General features: G+C 43.0%; 13 protein-coding genes. 8 read left to right on the top strand and 5 right to left on the bottom strand.

The window, feature by feature from the left end:
- Positions 1-11 precede the first annotated feature (11 nt).
- From AC1DPZ_RS04735 to AC1DPZ_RS04725, 3 genes are all read left to right on the top strand, one after another.
- On the top strand, positions 12-2,396 hold the full coding sequence (locus AC1DPZ_RS04735; RefSeq protein WP_477401598.1) for a glycoside hydrolase family 3 C-terminal domain-containing protein: 2,385 nt from the start codon (positions 12-14) through the stop codon (positions 2,394-2,396).
- A 153-nt stretch (positions 2,397-2,549) separates the two neighbouring features.
- Positions 2,550-4,889 (top strand): glycoside hydrolase family 3 protein, encoded by a 2,340-nt coding sequence (locus AC1DPZ_RS04730; protein ID WP_477401597.1) that lies wholly within the window; start codon positions 2,550-2,552, stop codon positions 4,887-4,889.
- Positions 4,890-4,929: 40 nt separating this feature from the next.
- Complete coding sequence (locus tag AC1DPZ_RS04725; protein ID WP_477401595.1) at positions 4,930-6,474, top strand: carboxylesterase/lipase family protein; 1,545 nt, start codon at positions 4,930-4,932, stop codon at positions 6,472-6,474.
- A gap of 1 nt (position 6,475) precedes the next feature.
- On the opposite strand, the gene AC1DPZ_RS04720 is transcribed toward AC1DPZ_RS04725, so the two are convergent.
- From AC1DPZ_RS04720 to AC1DPZ_RS04710, 3 genes are all read right to left on the bottom strand, one after another.
- Entirely contained in the window at positions 6,476-7,756 is a 1,281-nt protein-coding gene (locus AC1DPZ_RS04720) for an outer membrane beta-barrel protein (protein ID WP_477401594.1), read from the bottom strand.
- Positions 7,757-7,880: 124 nt separating this feature from the next.
- Positions 7,881-8,183, bottom strand: coding sequence for a winged helix-turn-helix domain-containing protein (locus AC1DPZ_RS04715; RefSeq protein WP_477401593.1), 303 nt, complete (start codon positions 8,181-8,183; stop codon positions 7,881-7,883).
- Complete coding sequence (locus tag AC1DPZ_RS04710) at positions 8,180-8,785, bottom strand: hypothetical protein (RefSeq protein ID WP_477401592.1); 606 nt, start codon at positions 8,783-8,785, stop codon at positions 8,180-8,182. The genes AC1DPZ_RS04715 and AC1DPZ_RS04710 overlap by 4 nt, the downstream gene beginning before the upstream one ends.
- Positions 8,786-8,913: 128 nt before the next feature.
- Here AC1DPZ_RS04710 and AC1DPZ_RS04705 point away from each other — a divergent pair, with 128 nt between their 5' ends.
- The 5 genes from AC1DPZ_RS04705 (at position 8,914) to AC1DPZ_RS04685 (ending at position 13,955) form a co-directional block, all read left to right on the top strand.
- Entirely contained in the window at positions 8,914-10,065 is a 1,152-nt protein-coding gene (locus AC1DPZ_RS04705) for a tetratricopeptide repeat protein (RefSeq protein WP_477401591.1), read from the top strand.
- Between the two features lie 158 nt (positions 10,066-10,223).
- On the top strand, positions 10,224-10,997 hold the full coding sequence (locus tag AC1DPZ_RS04700) for an AraC family transcriptional regulator (RefSeq protein WP_477401590.1): 774 nt from the start codon (positions 10,224-10,226) through the stop codon (positions 10,995-10,997).
- 63 nt (positions 10,998-11,060) lie between these two features.
- Positions 11,061-11,927 carry an ester cyclase gene (locus tag AC1DPZ_RS04695; protein WP_477401589.1) on the top strand — a complete coding sequence of 289 codons (867 nt, stop codon included), beginning with the start codon at positions 11,061-11,063 and terminating at the stop codon, positions 11,925-11,927.
- A gap of 275 nt (positions 11,928-12,202) precedes the next feature.
- Entirely contained in the window at positions 12,203-13,021 is an 819-nt protein-coding gene (locus AC1DPZ_RS04690; RefSeq protein ID WP_477401587.1) for a DCC1-like thiol-disulfide oxidoreductase family protein, read from the top strand.
- 4 nt (positions 13,022-13,025) lie between these two features.
- Positions 13,026-13,955, top strand: a complete 930-nt coding sequence (locus AC1DPZ_RS04685; protein ID WP_477401585.1) for a TIGR01777 family oxidoreductase — start codon at positions 13,026-13,028, stop codon at positions 13,953-13,955.
- Positions 13,956-14,013: 58 nt separating this feature from the next.
- On the opposite strand, the gene AC1DPZ_RS04680 is transcribed toward AC1DPZ_RS04685, so the two are convergent.
- Both AC1DPZ_RS04680 and AC1DPZ_RS04675 read right to left on the bottom strand, forming a co-directional pair.
- Positions 14,014-15,255: a DUF3999 family protein gene (locus AC1DPZ_RS04680; protein ID WP_477401584.1), complete on the bottom strand. Its 1,242-nt coding sequence runs from the start codon at positions 15,253-15,255 to the stop codon at positions 14,014-14,016.
- Positions 15,227-15,521: DUF2339 domain-containing protein (locus AC1DPZ_RS04675; RefSeq protein WP_477401583.1), on the bottom strand; the 295-nt coding region annotated here is incomplete at its 5' end. The genes AC1DPZ_RS04675 and AC1DPZ_RS04680, both read right to left, overlap by 29 nt.

Here is a 15,521-nt window from a genome sequence, read left to right as displayed (position 1 = left end):
AACTTTTAATCATGAAAATAAGCTACAGCTTTAGTGTTGCTATTGTAATAATGTGGGCTGCCGGAAGTTTTAACTCCTCGGCACAGGCTCAAAGTAAAAAAACGCCACTGCAACTAAGCGCAAACAATGTTAAGCAGATAGTTGCTGCGATRACGTTAGAAGAAAAATCAAAGCTGGTTGTGGGCATGGGCTTTAAAATGCCCGGTATGCCGCCGCCGGTAAAAGGAAAAAAGCCAGAGTCGATAGATATTGGAGGCTTCAAATTGCCACCATCTGATCCCGATGCGTATAATATTCCAGAGAAAGTTCCCGGTGCCGCCGGCCGTACACACGGTATTGACCGTTTGGGAATACCCTCCATGACCGTATCTGATGGACCAGCAGGATTACGTATAGAACCCATTCGCAACGACGATAAATCAAAAACGTATTATGCTACCGCTTTTCCGGTGGCAACACTGCTGGCCAGTAGCTGGGATACCGAACTTGTAAACAAAGTAGGGGTAGCTTTCGGTAACGAGGTGCGCGAATATGGCGTGGATATATTATTGGCGCCAGGTTTAAACATTCATCGCAACCCGCTTGGCGGTCGTAATTTTGAATATTATTCAGAAGATCCGCTGGTTGCCGGTAACATGACGGCGGCAATTGTACGAGGCGTGCAATCAAATGGCGTAGGAACCTCAATTAAGCATTATGCGGCTAATAACCAGGAAACAAACCGGAACTCTATCAATACAATTGTGAGTGAAAGGGCCATGCGCGAACTTTATTTGAAAGGTTTTGAGATTGCTGTAAAAAAATCGCAACCCTGGACGGTAATGTCGTCATACAACAAACTTAATGGCACATTTACTTCCGAAAGGCGAGATCTTCTTACCACTGTCTTAAAAAACGAATGGGGCTTTAAAGGGTTTGTGATGACCGATTGGTTTGGAGGGCAAGATCCTGTAGCGCAAATGAAGGCCGGGAACGACCTTATTATGCCAGGTAGTCCCAGCCAATCAGAAGCTATTGTGGCTGCTGTTAAGAGTGGCGCGCTCGATATTAAACAACTGAATGCGAATGTTGAACGGATGCTGAATGTAATTATTAAATCACCATCGTTTACAAAATATAAATACACTGATGCTCCTGATCTTGAAGCTCATGCCAAAGTATCGCGCGAGGCCGCAGCGCAGGGCATGGTTTTGCTTAAAAATGAGGATCACGCACTACCATTTCTTCCGGCAAAAAGGATAGCAGTATTTGGTAATACAAGCTATGATATTATTGCAGGCGGTACTGGCAGCGGCGATGTTAACAAAGCTTACACCATATCGTTAATGCAGGGGCTGGCCAATGCCGGGTTTAAATTGCAGGAAACCTTATCTAAAAATTACGGTACCTACCTGGCCGATATGAAGCTAAAACAGCCGAAACCTAAAAACTTTTTTGACCATCCAGCTCCTATCCCCGAGATGGATGTGAACGGTATAGTAGCAGATGAAGCTGCCGGCGCAGATGAAGCCCTGATCACTATTGGCAGAAACGCGGGTGAGGGTGCAGACAGGAAACTGGACGGTGATTTTTATTTGAATGCTGCCGAAAATGGCCTGATCAAAAATGTAGCTGCCGCATTTCATGCAAAAGGTAAAAAAGTAATCGTTGTCTTAAATATAGGTGGCGTTATTGATGTTGCCGGCTGGCGCGATGACGTAGATGGAATATTATTGGCATGGCAACCCGGCCTTGAAGCAGGTAACGCTATTGCGGATGTTTTGGGTGGTAAGGTAAATCCATCGGGCAAACTGGCTACCACTTTCCCAATGGACTATAAGGATGTACCATCGGCAAATAATTTCCCGGGTACACCAGTCGAAAAGCCAGAGTCTGTCACTTACGTGGAGGGCATCTATGTGGGTTATCGTTATTACGATGCCGCTAAAGTTAAACCGGCATATGAGTTCGGCTACGGTTTATCGTACACCAAATTTAAATTCAGTGATCTGAAATTGAGCTCAACCGATTTTACGAAGAGCATTAAAGCAACTATCACCATTAAAAATACCGGCGATATTGCAGGTAAAGAAGTGGTGCAGCTTTATATTAGCGCCCCTAAAACAGACCTGGATAAACCCGAGCAGGAGTTAAGGGCATTTGCCAAAACCCGCTTACTGGCAGCCGGGGAATCGCAAACCATGACCTTTATTCTAAAAGCCGCCGATCTGGCATCTTTTTACACCAGCAGGCAGGCATGGATTGCCGATGAAGGTAAATACGAGATCAGGATAGGCTCTTCGTCAAGGGCGATAGAAGAAAAAGCATCCTTTAAACTGGCCAAAGATATTACTGTTGAAAAAGTAAACAAAGTATTAACCCCGCAGGTTACTATTAACGAAATGAAATTAAAATAGAGCCGGGGAAAGAGTCAGGAGATTAGAAACAAAAGAAAAAATGTTTTAAATTAAATCTGAAAGCTTATCATTATAATGCCTTTGCAGCTTAAGTTGCAAAGGCATTTATAGGTACAAAGCAACCATAAATACACATCAACCAGTATAAATTTCATGGCTAATCAATTAAAATTTATTGCGCTGCTGTCGCTGCTGCCAGCTACTGCAGCCATGGCGCAAATCAAATGGATAGAAAAGACAACCGGAGATATTGTTTTTGTAACTAATACGGGCGGGCAGCAGTTAGGTTATTCTACCACATCCGGAGTTAAAATATTAACCGTTGATGGCCTGGCTTTTAAAGATCTGAATAAGAACGGCAAGCTGGATAGGTACGAAGACTGGCGCCTGCCGGTTGATATACGGGCGAAGGACCTGGCATCAAAAATGAGCGTTGAGCAAATTGCCGGGTTGATGCTGTATAGCAAACACCAGCCTATACCTGCCGCACCTGCAGGGCCTTTTAAAGGAACCTATGGCGGGAAGGTATTTGCCGAAAGCGGCGCTAAACCATTCGATTTATCTGATCAGCAAAAACAGTTTTTAGAAAAAGACAATGTAAGGCACGTGCTGATCACTTCGGTACAAAGTCCCGGGATTGCCGCTCAATGGAACAATAAAGCACAGGCTTTTGTAGAAGGCTTAGGGCTTGGGATTCCAAATAATAACAGTTCCGATCCACGCCATGGAACTGTTGCCACTGCCGAGTATAATGCCGGAGCAGGTGGCGCAATTTCCATGTGGCCCGGATCATTGGGGTTTGCCGCAACGTTTGATCCAAAAATAGTAGAGAACTTTGGCCACATCGCTGCCTTAGAATACAGGGCATTGGGTATTGCCACAGCCTTATCACCGCAGGTTGATATAGCTACCGAACCCCGTTGGGCGCGTGTAAGCGGTACTTTTGGCGAAGATCCACAGCTTTCGGCCGATATGGCGCGTGGTTATATTGATGGTTTTCAAACTTCAACAGGCGATAAAGAAATCAATGGCGGCTGGGGTTATGGTAGTGTAAATGCCATGGTAAAACACTGGCCGGGTGGTGGCGCCGGAGAAGGTGGCCGCGATGCGCACTATGGCTATGGCAAATACGCGGTTTACCCAGGCAATAATTTTAAGCAGCATTTAATCCCCTTTACTGAGGGCGCTTTTAAGCTGAGCGGCAAAACCGGGATGGCCGCATCAGTAATGCCTTATTATACCATATCGTTTAAACAGGATATAAAGAACAAAGAGAATGTAGCCAACAATTACAACTCCTATATCATTAATGATCTGCTTCGCAAAAAATACAAATTTGACGGCGTGGTTTGCACCGATTGGCTGGTTACCGGTGATGAAACTGCGGTTGATGTTTTCCTGTCGGGAAAATCATGGGGCGTGGAAGGGCTATCCGTAGCACAGCGTCATTATAAGGTTTTGATGGCCGGGGTCGATCAGTTTGGCGGTAATAACGAGGTTGCCCCTGTTGTGGCCGCTTACCAAATGGGCGTGAAAGAACATGGCGAGCCTTTTATGCGGGCAAGGTTTGAGCAGTCGGCGGTGCGGTTGCTGAGGAATATATTCAGAACCGGGTTGTTTGAGAATCCTTACCTGGATATAGAAACTTCAAAAACGACAGTGGGCAGCCCCGAGTTTATGAACGCGGGCTATGAGGCGCAGCTTAAGTCGATAGTAATGCTGAAGAACAAGGCTAATATTTTACCGCTGCAAAAAGGCAAAACGGTGTATGTGCCAAAAAAATTCACCCCGGCCGGGCGCAATTTCCTGGGGATGGAAACGCCGGAAAAGCTGGAATACCCGGTGAATATGGAAACGGTAAAAAAATATTTTAAGGTGACCGATAACCCCGATGAAGCCGACTATGCTTTAGTATTCATTAACAGCCCGAACAGTGGTGGCGGTTACAACAGCCAGGATGCCAAAAGTGGAGGGACGGGCTATGTGCCCATCAGCTTGCAATACAGCGAATATACAGCTACAGATGCACGTGCAACCAGTATTGCCGGAGGCGATCCACTGGAAAAATTTACTAATCGTACCTATAAAAGCAAGTCGTCAACAGCGATAAATATTACCGACCTGGGGATGGTGAATGATACCTATGCTAAAATGAAAGGCAAGCCGGTTATCGTTTCGGTAAATATGGCCAACCCCATGGTGTTCTCTGAATTTGAAAGAAATGCGAATGCCATTGTGGTTGATTTTGGTGTACAAGGCCAGGCTACGTTGGATATTTTGACCGGGAAAACGGAGCCATCCGCACTGCTGCCATTGCAAATGCCTGCCGATATGAAAACCGTGGAGCAGCAGTTTGAAGATGTGCCGCATGATATGAAATGCTATACCGACGACCAGGGCCACGTTTATGATTTTGGTTATGGGCTAAACTGGAAAGGCATAATTAATGATGCCCGTACTRCAAAATATAAAAACAGCAGCAAAAAGCCTTAGATTTATACACCCATTATACACGCCAATAGATATTATCTATATGAAAAATTGTTTTGCATTGCTTTTGTCGATATTGATTGGTTGTTCATTTGTGTTTGCGCAAAAGAATCTGCCCGATGTGGTTAATACCAATACCGGTAAGGTATCAGGAAGTGTGAATTCGGATGGTAGCGTCCATATATTTAAGGGAATCCCTTTTGCGGCTCCACCAATTGGCGATCTGCGTTGGAAGGAGCCTCAGCCGGTAGCTCCCTGGGCGGGTGTTAAACAGTGTACCGCATTTTCGGCAAGCCCAATGCAGGACAGGCCCAATGAGTTTGGGGTTTATACCCGTGAGTTTTTGATTCCTTTTGAGCCAATTAACGAAGATTGCCTGTACCTTAATGTTTGGACGAACGCCAAATCATCCGAAGATAAAAAACCGGTGTTGGTTTATATCTATGGTGGTGGTTTTGCATCTGGCGGGGCGGCTGTGCCTATTTATGATGGAGAAGCAACGGCCAGGAAAGATGTTGTTTTTGTGGTGATCAATTACCGTGTTGGTATTTTCGGGTTTTACTCACACCCCGAACTCACCAAAGAATCGGGCCATAATGCTTCCGGTAATTATGGTTTGATGGATCAGCTGGCAGCCCTAAAGTGGGTAAAGCAAAACATCAAAAACTTTGGCGGCGACCCCGGGAATGTTACTATTGCGGGGCAATCTGCGGGCTCTATGAGTGTGAATTGTTTAGTTGCATCGCCCTTGGGAAAAGGCTTGTTTCAGAAAGCCATTGCCGAAAGTGGCGCCAGTTTTATAACCGGCCCGTTTGGTGGTATCACTCTGCAAAAAGCCGAGGAAGAAGGCGTTAAGACAGCCCAATCTTTAGGTGCAAATTCCATTGCCGAAATGAGAAACAAGCCGGCGGCCGAACTGGTTAATAAATCACAAGGGAGACCAATAGTTGACGGCTATGTATTGCCTGCAACAATAGCCCAGGTTTTTGCTGATAATAAAGAAAACAATGTGCCCTTACTAACCGGATGGAATGAAGATGACGCTTTTGTAGGCAAGTTCAAAAATGCCGAAGATTATAAAAAACAAATAGCGGCGCAATATGGCAACAAGGCACCCGTTTTTTTGCAGCACTTCCCGGCCGGTACGGATTCCGAAGCAGAAAGATCACAGATCAACATTAACCGCGATCAGATTTTCGGCATACAAAATTATACCTGGGCCAATGTGCAAAGTACCAAAGGCAAATCAAAAGTATATGTTTACCGCTTTACCCGTCGCTTGCCCGCGACAGCCGATTTTGTAAAATATGGAGCTTTTCATACCGGCGAAGTGGCTTATGCTTATGATAACCTTAAATTTTTGAACCGCCCCTGGGAACCGGCAGATCAGCAGCTGGCAACAACCATATCAACGTATTGGGTAAACTTCGCCAGAACCGGCAATCCAAATGGTAAAGGATTGCCAAATTGGCCGGCATACAATACTCACGATAACCAGGTAATGCTCCTGGGCGAAAAGCCCGCTGCAAAATCTTTGCCCGATAAGACGGCTTTGGATTTTATGGTTGACCAAATGAGCAGTAAATAGGTTATCTGCCAAAATAGTAACCAATGCCTGCGTCAAACCCTTTTACTGTCATTTCGGGTATTGCACCAGCATCAGAAACCCTGGTGGGCACAAAATAGTTAGCAGAAATATCCCACTTACGGCCAATGGTAAAGCCTGCCCTTGAGGCAAACTGGAACCAAAAGTTAGTGGTGGATTCGTAACGGTCTTCACGATTATAGCTTAACGAAGGGATATCATTAACAACCGAAGTTTTATTTACACTTGCCGGGTAATGCGAATAATTAATATTTATTCCGGCGCCGGCATAAAATTTAAAGCTATCTGTATTATATATGTTATAGATCAGATGTGGTTTTATCGAAATGGTTTGCTGATCGAGCTTGAAAACGCTTGCTGTGGCAGAAACCAGGTCTGATGACCGAAGCGTTATCTCGCCTTTTGCTATTGTAAAGCTAAGTTCGGTGCGGAAAACCAGGCGGCCAACGTTTGGGTTAAAGGGAGCATCAACGCCTATAGTAATTTTGGGGTAGTAAAAAGTTTTGTTGCTTTGAGTAGTTCCGGTCGGAAGTGAGCCAGAAGACTTAAGATTACTTGCATTAATACCAAGGCCGGCAAAGACCCTTATAGCTGGCTGTGAGTTTAGGGTATTCTCTTTTTGATCAGGATCTTCATTATTTATCCTGGAGATTATTTTTTTCAGCTCCGGCTCTTTATATGTTGTTTTTACAATATCCTCCAGGATATCAAAGTTTTCGGGCCGGTATTTTTTTGCGAGGTTGATTAGTTGTATGTTGTATAGATTTTTTGATTTTACGGTCAGGGTTTTTGTGTCTATATAAGGCCGGTATATCAACTCCTGCGCGTTTTCAGTACTTTTATTGTCAGTAATGTAATAGCGGGTTTTTACTTCGTCGGCATACAAAAACAAGGATACATTTTCTCCCTTTTTTACCAACTTTAAAAAAACATCTTTCCCAACAGTGGAAGTGTCAACTTCATCTTTCATGCTATGCAATTCGGTTTTACCCATACTAACAGAAACGTATGCAGATTTATAGGTTTCAAAACCGGTTACCTCAAAATAGCTTATATCTAACGGCCCAAAGGTTTGGGCTTTATCAGTAAGCGTTTTTTTGTAGCTTATACTACCGGGGTTATAGTTCCATTCTTTATAGTTAATATATCCATTAACAGTTTCGCCTTTTGGGGTAACAATAAGGCCCGCTTTGTAGTTGCTTTGTGCAATTGAATAAGTGGAAAAAAAAGAAAGTGAGATAAAAAGGGGGTAAAAATATTTCATTAATAGTGACAGGTTTTTATTTGTAGGTGAAAATACATTATTATTAAATTCTTATAAAAAAAATTTGATAATTGTTATTCCTGAATGGCCGGTAACGGGAGGTTCAAAGCACGTAAGGAAAAAATTAAAGCTTCTGCTGTTTTATTAAATTTTCAAGGGCCAGCAGATGTAGCCTGAAGGCAGCGCGCCCTTTCTCTGACGCCAGGTAACGAGTATTGGGTTTGCGGCCGATAAAGCTTTTTAGCACCTGGATGTATTCTTCTTTTTCCAAAGCTTTCAGGTGTGATGCCAGGTTGCCATCCGTCAGGTCGAGCAGATCTTTAAGCGAGTTAAAATCATAGCTTTCATTGGCAACCAGTACGCTCATAATTTGCAGGCGAATGCGGTTTTCAAAGGCTTTATCAAATTGTTCTAATGAGATCTTCACTTATTGTATTTAAAATGCATTACAGTACCGTAAATAATGTGGAGTAAGCCAAAACCTATCGTCCAAAATATTAAACCATAGCCGGGCATTAATGCGCAAAGCAAACCTAATAAAATCTCCAATATTCCCAATCCTTTTACCATCGAATAGGTATAGTGGCTACCCGCAACCAATGCCAGTCCGTAAAAAATAAGGGTAGCCGGCGCAACAATGCCATAGTAACCATGGTAGATCAAAATAAAGGTGAACAGACCACCACTGATCAGCGGGATTGCCATATTGATGAGTAAGCGCTTGCTGYCGATATTCCAGAAAGGCTGCCCGTGTTTTTTCGCGTTCCTGGCAGATAACCAGATGCAGGTACCTATGGATAGAGCTAAAACAGAAAAGGCTACAATAAATAATTGAGTGATTACATCGATATCTTGGCGTAAAAGGCCATTGCTTTCATTTGCAAGTATCTCATAACCGATGCCCGCTCCTATAATGGCGTAAATGCCGGCCATTACACCCGAAAGCCCGCTAAGGGAAATAAATTTGGCCGAACGCTCCATCAGGTTGCGGATGGAACTTAATTCGGCATGAATGTCTTGATCTTTCATTAAAAGGACTTTGTTTTTCAAAGTTATAAAATTGTTTTATAATTGTAAGCGGCGGTGAAAGATTTTGTTATGGGTTTATTTCGATTATATACCGTATTTTTAGTTTTAAATTAAACGCCTTATCCTCAATGTTTCTTGCAATTGCCATACTTGCTATTTATGCAGCGGTTTATATAACAAGCCCTTTAATAACCGTCTTTCACGAATTAGGACATGCTTTTGCCTTTTTGGTTTTGACCAAACCAGATAATATTGATGTGTTTATTGGTTCATATGGTAATACAGAGACGTGGTTAAAATTTAAAATAGGCCGAATACACTTCTACATTAAGCCATCTTACCCTTTTATAAGAGGTATAGGAATGTGTAGAAGCAATAAGGATGAAGGGAGTTATATAAGTAAAATTATAATTTTGCTTGCCGGGCCGCTATTTACAGTTTTAATTGCCCTCCTTATTGGATTTATTGCTCTTAATACGAATGTCCATGGCTCGGTTAAACTATATTGTTTTGCCCTTATCATATGTTCTGTTATTAGTTTATATGTAAACTTGACGCCGCGAAAAATAAAAAGTGTTAACCTGGATAACGACGGAGAGCAATTGCTTTTTACGATAAGGAACCGAAAAGTTTTTTCTGCTTACGTTGCAGCTAATGAAAAGCTCAGAAGTGGCGAGTACCAAACATCTGCAGATATGTTTCTTAAGATAAATAACCTTTGTCCTGGGCAAGAATCCTTTTTACGCCCGCTGATCACTTCATTGTTACTTGTAAAGAATCTTAAACAAGCTGAGGAATATCTTATCCAATTAACTAAAATAACTGAATTTGATATTGAAGACCATCTAAACCTTGGCTATATTCAATCAGTAACAAATAGGCATGAAGCTGCCATTAAAAATTACAGAGAGGTATTGGCCATAGACGGAAACAACCTGTATATGCTTAATAACCTGGGTTATGAACTTGCATTAAAAGGGGAGTATGAGAAAGGAGAAGAACTTCTTGAAAGGGCTATAATGCTAAACCCGCAGTTTGCTGCACCATACTGCGCCTTAGGCTATCTAAAATTGCAAACAGGCAGTTTAGATGATGGCAGGCTATTGGTTGAAAAAAGTATAGTGCTTGATCCCAACTATGCGTATGCTTATAAACACCTTGGCCTGTATTATTTAAGAGTATTCAACAAAGAGGAAGCTCTAAAAAACTTCAATAAAGCCATAGTGTTAGATGCGACTATTGATTTAGCCGCGTTTATGCTCGAGGTCGAATTGTTATAACGGGACATCACAATAAACTATACTTTAATTGATCGGGTATTGGGACGCCTTTTCTACCTTTACTATTGATGCAATGTCACATTCATAAATAGTTATTTTAAAGAAATGAAAATGCGATAACTTTATTGTGATAAACCATAACTACCGGTCTGCATAATATGATAGCCAATGTTATAACACCTTCTGCCGCATTAACGCCATACATCAGGAAATACCTGGTCATAGAAAGTGCCGAAGGTAGTGCAAACCGGGTATTGCCCGATACATCGCTGGTGATGGCGTTCAGGTTTAAGGGCGATGTAAATTATACAAGCGATGGGGTCGGGAGCAAACTTCCATCAGCCGTGATCTCTGGGTTAAGAAACTCCGCCCGGATAATTAATTACTCACAAAACTCCGGTACTATATTGGTTATATTTAAAGAAGCAATTGCTGCGGCTTTATTTAAAGCGCCGGCATATGAGTTATTTAATAACAGCCTCCCGCTTGATAACCTTTTTGCCCGCCAGGATATATTGCAAATTGAAGAACAATTGGCGGGGGCAACAGGAAACGCCCAACGCATTTTTTTGGTCGAAAACTTCCTGTTGTCGCATTTAACACACATCGCCCCGGATAAACTCGTTTTGGCGGCTGTACAAAAAATAGATTCGGATAAGGGGCATACTAAAATAAAAGACCTTGCCAATTCACTCTACATCAGCCAGGATGCTTTTGAAAAACGGTTCAGGAAAGCAACCGGTGCTTCACCCAAACAATATTCGTCAATAGTCCGCATAAGAGCACTGGTTGGTAAAGGAATAACTAACCAAAGCCTAAGCGAAATGGCATATGCTGCAGGATATTTTGATCAGCCTCACTTTAATAAAGACTTTAAGCTATTTACAGGCCTTACTCCCACCGGCTTTTTCAAGTCGCCGCTTTTTTGGTAATCAATGATTTTTTACAAGTATTGATGTGCTGTTGTTGAGAGATTTGTATCAACAACAGCAATAATGAAAACTATACAAGCAAGCATCCTCCGGCCATTTGTAAGTCTGCTTATACCAGGCATCTGTATGGCGCAGCCGGTTAAACAAATCTATCCAAAAATTAAAAACAAAGAAATTACCATGTCAGCAATTCAGAATAAAGAAATAGTACGAAACCTGTATGAGGAAGCCCTTAACAAAAGAAACTTTGAGTCACTTCAAAACCGGGTATCCAGGGAGTACACCGGAGTTAGGGGAAACAAAGGCGTTCAAGCCTTTGAAGAACCGGTTTTTGAGCTCATTAAAGCGTTCCCGGATATCAATTGGAAAATAGTGAACCTGCTTGCCGAAAATGATAAGGTTATGGTAAGCTGGAAATGGACCGGGACGCATAGCGGTCCGTTTCAAAACTTTGCGGCCACCGGCAAAACAGTTACCAATGATGGCATTGGAGTGTATACCCTTAAGAATGGTAAAATAACAAGCGTAATCATACAAACCAACCGACTTGGATTTTTACAGGAATTGGGCGTTGTGCCTGCGGACATCGGCAGGCTATCGGAAAAAAAGAATAACCCGAACCAGGTTTTTTTCATTGATAAATTTGTTGTGCCTGCAAGGGCAAAAGAAGAGTTTATCAACCGGGTCAATTACAACCGGGCTTTTATAAAAAATCTACCGGGCTTTATAGGCGACAATGCCTACAAGAGTATAGACGCGAACGGCAATATGTTGATAACCACTGTTGCCGTTTGGGAAGATGAAACAGCGTTAAACAAAGCCAAAGARGCCGTACAGGCAGAATATAAACGTATTGACTTCGATCCCATAGAAATGGCTAAACGACTTGGGATTACTTTAGATAGGGCGATTTATAAAGCGCTTGACTAAGGCCTATTGTTAAATTTGCATCGATGTACAGCAGTTGAATATTTTAACACCACCCGATGTTTTTGGATAGTAGTAAGGACTTGCGGAGCTTTAAAGCTCCGCAAGTTTGATTATCAATAGAATACGCAATTCTGTATTCAAAACTCCGCGAAGCTTTTATCATTCAGGCCAACAACGCTCTTCCTGTTATTATTTTAATTATATTTTCAGTATTTATTGAAAATATAAAATAAATTGTATATTTGTCTTGTTCAATTACAACAAACCAATGTACAATGAAAACGCTTAAAAATCATGTGGTGCTTTTTGATGCAGAATGCCCCATGTGCAGTGTATATACCAAAGCCTTTGTTAAAACCGGCATGCTGGATAATAACGGACGAGAGGCTTATCAAACCATACCCCAGGATACCTGCCCTGTTTATGACCGCCAGCGGGCAGTTAACGAAATAGCCCTTGTGAACCTAAAAAACGGCGAGGTCACTTATGGCATTAAAAGCCTGTTCAAGATTCTTGGTAATGCCTGGCCGGTATTTACTCCGCTGTTCACATTCAAGCCATTTATTTGGCTGATGAGCATGGTTTATGCCTTTATATCTTACAACCGGCGGGTGATCATTCCGCCAACTAAAGAGGATGCCGCCTTTGCTTACCAGCCAGCCTTCAAACTGCATTATCGCATAGCTTTCCTGCTGTTTACCTGGTTTTGTACCGGGTTTATATTAACCCGGTATGCACATTTACTGGTGGGTATGGTGCCCCTGGGCAACGCATATCGCGAGTACCTGATCTGCGGCGGGCAGATCGTTTTCCAGGCTTTCGTAATCTGCACCTATGCCAGGGATAAGGTGTGGGCCTACCTGGGTAACATGATGACCATCTCTTTCGCTGGTAGTTTATTGCTGCTCATCCCACTGGCCGTAAGCCATTGGTTTAAGCTGAGTCCATTTATTTATACCCTGTGCTTCATGGGGGTTGCAGGATTAATGTTCCTGGAACATATCCGCAGAACAAAACTGTTGAACCTGGGTTGGGTAATGACCATTACCTGGGTTAGCTACCGCATTGTTTTATTAGTATTGATCTTAAACTGAAGTCATGAAAACGTATAAAAAAATTGTGCTTGCCGGGGGTAACGGTTACCTGGGTACGGTACTGGCAAAATATTATAAAGACCTTGCCGACGAGGTGATTATCCTGGCCCGTAAACAGGCCCCTGCAATTGATAACATCCGCACCGTGGTTTGGGATGGCAAAACCGAGAACGGCTGGACCGTACAATTAACCCAGGCCGATATGCTCATCAACCTGTGCGGTAAAAACGTAAACTGTCGCTATACTAAAAAGAATAAAGCCGAGATCATCGCATCCCGCGTGGTCCCCACCAAATTATTGGGCGATGTGATCCATAAAATGACCGATCCTCCAAAACTTTGGATCAACATAACATCTGCCACCATATACCGCCATGCCGAAGACCACCCGCAGGATGAGGCAACCGGCGAGATTGGTTATGGTTTCAGCATCGATGTTTGCAATATATGGGAAAGCACTTTTTATAAAAGTGAAACCCCGCATACCCGAAAGATCGCGTTGCGTATGGGTATTGTACTTGGCCGCAGCGACAGCGTTTTTCCGCGCCTGCTTAACCTGGTAAAAATGGGCATGGGCGGGAAGCAGGGCGATGGACAGCAATACTTAGCCTGGATACATGAGCATGATGTAGCCCGCAGCACCCAATACCTGTTGGATCATCCCCCCATGGAGGGTATCTATAACTGCACTGCCCCTTATGGAGAAAAGAACGCCGATTTTATGCGCATCATCCGCAAAGCTTACGGAATGCCGTTTGGATTGCCAGCCCCGCAATGGCTGCTGGAAATTGGCGCCTTAGTTATCGGCACCGAACCGGAGCTGATATTAAAAAGCCGCTGGGTAAAACCCCAACGCTTGATGGATGCCGGGTTTACTTTTCAATATGAGAAAGCGGAGGCTGCTATTCATGATATTTTGAGTATCAGGGAGTAAAGAAAATCCTGTCATTGCGCTATGGCAAGCGGTTGTAGGTTTTAATGCAGGAAGAGTCCTACCCCTTATTATCCCCTTCAGCTTTCTTTTTCACCTCCTTAGTCATTTTTAAAGTGAGTAGCAGCAATAAACCCAATGATACCACAATAGCTGTCCATATAAACACTGTATAATCCTTACCGGCTTTTGGCTTTTCGGTTGGTATTACATTGTTTTTAACAACCGCGCCGTGGGCAATGGCAGGAATATTATCCTTAATGCTATCCGCAAAAAATTTCAGGTCATACTCCGGGGCCTGGGCGGTTGAATCGCCGGCAAGCAGGTGATAGCTTTGTTTGCCATCAAGGTAGCTGATAATGTACTCATCTGATTGATAAGCGTTGATACCGCTAATGGTTAAAGGCTGGTTATCGCCGTTGCCGATCTCCATTAATAATTGCTTGGCTTTTGCCGAAAACAGCAGGTCGTTGTTTTTAGCAGAATTTAATTCCCCGTCAATTACCGCTTCTTTATAATTACCAATTATTTGGTAAATGGTGATGCTCCGCTTAAAGTATTTGGGTGCGGAGATGTTTAAATGCAGCTTATTTACCTGGTAATTATCATTCAGTTTTATGCTGATAAATGTGGTTTTGTTGCTATCGGCGCGGGTAAACTTAACTCCGGGTATTGGTGAGTAAGCCAGTGTTTTGGCGTATTCGGTATAAATGCCCGCCTGTAAAAATTTAATGGGCGTTTTCCTTTTGTCATCAACCAATATTTTCAAATACCGGTAGCTGCTGGCCGGGAAGGAGAGCGATTGCATATAAGTTCCCTCGCTGTTCTGCACGGCTTCCTGCAGGGAAATCTCCTCCTGTATCGCAAACCATTGTTTCAAGTCATCACTGCCCATCAGGTTTACTTTACGTTGTACAGCGGTATTCTGCAGCTTTATCCAAAGGCGGTCAAGGGGCAGGCCGGTTTTGTTTTCGACGGTATAGGTGGTCCCGGTATCTGTTGGCACACGGGTATCTATCCTGTTAAAAACAACAAAGCTTTTCTGATCTTTTTGAGGCAAACTTCCGGCTTCTATATAAGGTACAAAATTGCCTTTGGCATCGGCTATCCTGATATCGGCCATACCCGGTTTGGCTTTCGCCACAAAAGCAGGCTGCAGGCTTATTCGGTAAAAACCGGTACTCCCGGGCTTTTGCAGGGCCGCCCCATATTTAAAACTCTTTTGTGCCGATGCCGCTAACATTAATCCGCAAAAAAGCGCGGTTAATATTAGGCTATTCTTCCTTACTCTTAGCTTTATCATCAACAATAATTTTTTTAACCTTTTGGTACATAAACGATATAATAAGCAGCAAAACACCCAGGCAAAAGAAAGCCGCTATTTTACCAGCCTGCGGGATATCAACAATATCAAACAAAAATAATTTTAATAATGTAAGCGAGAAGAGGCTTAATGATACAATACGCATGGTGCGCACTTTATAATGCATCCCCAGCCACATCAGCGCAAATGACAACAGGCCCCACAATATAGGCAAGCCGGTTTTAATATAAACGGTTTCTATCCGC

It is taken from the genome of Mucilaginibacter sp. P4_G9, from assembly GCF_056400985.1.
Note: the sequence above shows the minus strand (reverse complement) of the source record. Positions and strands in the feature narration are given on the sequence as shown.

Bases quoted from the DNA above. Each gene is read 5' to 3' on its own strand.
- AC1DPZ_RS04725 (WP_477401595.1), top strand. From the start codon at position 4,930: ATGAAAAATTGTTTTGCATTGCTTTTGTCGATATTGATTGGTTGTTCA.
- AC1DPZ_RS04720 (WP_477401594.1), bottom strand. From the start codon at position 7,756: ATGAAATATTTTTACCCCCTTTTTATCTCACTTTCTTTTTTTTCCACT.
- AC1DPZ_RS04705 (WP_477401591.1), top strand. From the start codon at position 8,914: ATGTTTCTTGCAATTGCCATACTTGCTATTTATGCAGCGGTTTATATA.
- AC1DPZ_RS04700 (WP_477401590.1), top strand. From the start codon at position 10,224: ATGATAGCCAATGTTATAACACCTTCTGCCGCATTAACGCCATACATC.
- AC1DPZ_RS04690 (WP_477401587.1), top strand. From the start codon at position 12,203: ATGAAAACGCTTAAAAATCATGTGGTGCTTTTTGATGCAGAATGCCCC.
- AC1DPZ_RS04685 (WP_477401585.1), top strand. From the start codon at position 13,026: ATGAAAACGTATAAAAAAATTGTGCTTGCCGGGGGTAACGGTTACCTG.
- AC1DPZ_RS04680 (WP_477401584.1), bottom strand. From the start codon at position 15,255: ATGATAAAGCTAAGAGTAAGGAAGAATAGCCTAATATTAACCGCGCTT.